Origin of the sequence: Microcystis sp. M53598_WE2 (assembly GCF_030067735.1) — a bacterium.
GTDB lineage: Bacteria > Cyanobacteriota > Cyanobacteriia > Cyanobacteriales > Microcystaceae > Microcystis > Microcystis aeruginosa.
This window is the reverse complement of sequence record NZ_JASJFE010000003.1, coordinates 1-1769: the sequence shown is the minus strand read 5'-3', so window position 1 is coordinate 1769 and position 1769 is coordinate 1. Positions and strand designations below refer to the sequence as shown.

3 protein-coding genes are annotated in these 1769 nt (G+C 38.7%); 1 reads left to right on the top strand and 2 read right to left on the bottom strand.

The window, feature by feature from the left end:
- The coding region (locus PX636_RS00070) for a DUF4351 domain-containing protein (protein WP_288115825.1) at nt 1-269 on the top strand (269 nt) is incomplete at its 5' end.
- A gap of 71 nt (nt 270-340) precedes the next feature.
- On the opposite strand, the gene PX636_RS00065 is transcribed toward PX636_RS00070, so the two are convergent.
- Together PX636_RS00065 and PX636_RS00060 are read right to left on the bottom strand one after the other, a co-directional pair.
- Nucleotides 341-1150 (bottom strand): DNA adenine methylase, encoded by an 810-nt coding sequence (locus PX636_RS00065; RefSeq protein ID WP_288115824.1) that lies wholly within the window; start codon nt 1148-1150, stop codon nt 341-343.
- A gap of 72 nt (nt 1151-1222) precedes the next feature.
- Nucleotides 1223-1769: Uma2 family endonuclease (locus tag PX636_RS00060; protein ID WP_288115822.1), on the bottom strand; the 547-nt coding region annotated here is incomplete at its 5' end.

The following is a 1769-nucleotide window of genomic DNA, read 5'->3' as shown; positions in this document are numbered from 1 at the left end:
GTGATTTAAGAGAAACTAAGGTTTATCAAGAAGCTTTAGAGGAAGGCAGAGAGGAAGGCAGAGAGGAAGGCAGAGAGGAAGGCAGAGAGGAAGGAGAATTATCGGCTAAAAAAAGCCTAATTTTGCGTCAGCTAAACTTAAAACTAGGTTCTATTCCTTTAAAGGTAGAACAAAAAATTAAACAGTTAAATCCTAATCAATTGGATAATTTAGCTCTTGCTTTATTGGATTTTTCGGATTTAGAAGATTTGCACCAATGGTTAAATTAATAGGATGAAGTACAGTCGTCAACCCAACATATAAGATTAGCTTACTGCTACCCAGTGCCTTCGGCATCGCACTAATAATTTTTGATCATTAATTCTCTACCAGATGCCGCCGCTCCTTGTTTATAATTATTCATGCCATACTGAAGATTCCACTCGATAATATGGGCAAAATCAAAGAGTTTTCGTATCTCTGGACAATCATCGTAGGTAATTAACCATTTAGCCTGACATTGACGCATATTATCGGCAAAACGTTGATGATCGAAGCTGGTATGTAAATTACCTCTTACACCGTACAAACGGGATTTTGTGGCACTATAGTAGGGGGGATCGAGAAAGATAAAAACTTCTTTTCCCTCAGCAAATAATAATTCTTCGTAGTCTTGGTTAGTAATTTTGACCGATGCTAATAACGGCGCAATTTGAGTTAATCTGGCTATCGATGAATCAGTAAATCTACTGTTAAAAGCCGCTTGGGAATACCCCCCCGAATCCACTGTTCCCGAAAAAGTAATCCGATTTAAGATAAAAAAACGCACCGCTTTCTCAAAGTTGGTTAACTTTAAATCTTCCCTTGTCAAATCTTGAAATAATTCTCGTCCGCTATCATATTTCTGTTTAATTTCTGTTATTTTTGCTACCAATAACTCAATATTTTCTTGAGCGCATTGCCAGAAACAATATAAATCATAATTTAAGTCATTAATCCAATAGGTTTTTATTTGTTGTCCAAAGAGTTGCTTAACAGCAAAAAACACAGAACCACCACCAAAAAAAGGTTCTCGATATTCCCTAATATTGACAGAAATTTGCGGCAGAATTTGCTTAATTGCCCGGGATTTACCCCCCGGATAGCGCAAGGGACTTTTAATTTTTGACATTTTATACTAAATCCGTTTATTATTGAATTTCGTCTAACGACCAAGTTAGTCCTCGTGCTTCTCCCCAGACTTCTACTTACTTTGTCTAGCTTGACCAACTTTTAGCCATGCAAAGATTTGTTGTGGAGTCAGTGTCAACTGAACCCCTGCAATTACCTTAAGCTGGTGATCCCCTCTGCAAACTTCCGGCTCTTGTTGGGGAGTAAACATTAAAACAGAATAATCATCTGGATCAAGCATCCATCCTAATTTACTGCCATGTTTTAAACAATGTAGAATGTTGTCAATTACACGGTTTACCTTTTGATCTGGTGAAAGAATTTCGATAGTCAAATCAGGTGCTTCGGTAAAGTCGTCCTCCGGTTCACCTGCTTGATTCAGGTTAATTCGATTCCATGCAATTACTGCCACATCAGGAACGATCGAACGCCCGCCGAAGGTACATCGCAACTCAGGTAAAGCTGTATAATCAACAGTATGGCTGTCAACCTCAGCTAAAAGACGTTTTTGCAGGATAGAGTGTCGAGTCTTAGGCATGGGTTTCTGAATTGCGACTCCATGCAAGTATTCCCATGCTGGAGAATCCTCCAAATATGGCAATTTGAGGAAATCTTCAAGG